Source organism: Vibrio aquaticus, assembly GCF_003970385.1.
Taxonomy (GTDB): domain Bacteria; phylum Pseudomonadota; class Gammaproteobacteria; order Enterobacterales; family Vibrionaceae; genus Vibrio; species Vibrio aquaticus.
In genome coordinates this window covers 1-409 of record NZ_RXZH01000171.1, presented here as the reverse complement: position 1 = coordinate 409, position 409 = coordinate 1, and the positions used below count along the sequence as shown (strand labels likewise).

Below are 409 nucleotides of genomic sequence, written 5' to 3'. Positions count from 1 at the left end.
AGAATGCAGACGGTGAGTGGGTAGATGTACCTACGACTGGTTTAGTGACGGTTCCAGCCGGTGAAGATGCGGTCAAAGTACGAGTTAAGACGGCGCAAGATAAAGTCTACGAAGGCGATGAAGACTTCAGTGTGACTGTTGAAGGCGCCGAGGGTGCGCTTACGGCGATAGACCCAGCGGATAAAACAGCCGACGCAACGATCCAAGACGGTGGCCAAAACGGTGGTGATGACGACCGTCCAACCGTGAGCATTGCCGGTGGTGGTGACGTAAGCGAAGGCGATAAAGCGCACTTCACGGTGAGCCTAAGCAAAGCGGCAGACATCGACGTCACAGTTAAGTTGACGTTGAACGAAGAAGAGACTGAGCCAAAAGACATTAAAGCGTTCCAATACAAGAATGCAGACGG

The 409-nt window shown here is 52.6% G+C and carries 1 protein-coding gene; it reads left to right on the top strand.

Annotated features, from left to right (window positions below; genetic code table 11):
- A partial coding sequence (locus tag EJ063_RS20695; protein WP_126576088.1) for a Calx-beta domain-containing protein occupies nucleotides 1-409 on the top strand: 409 nt, incomplete at both ends.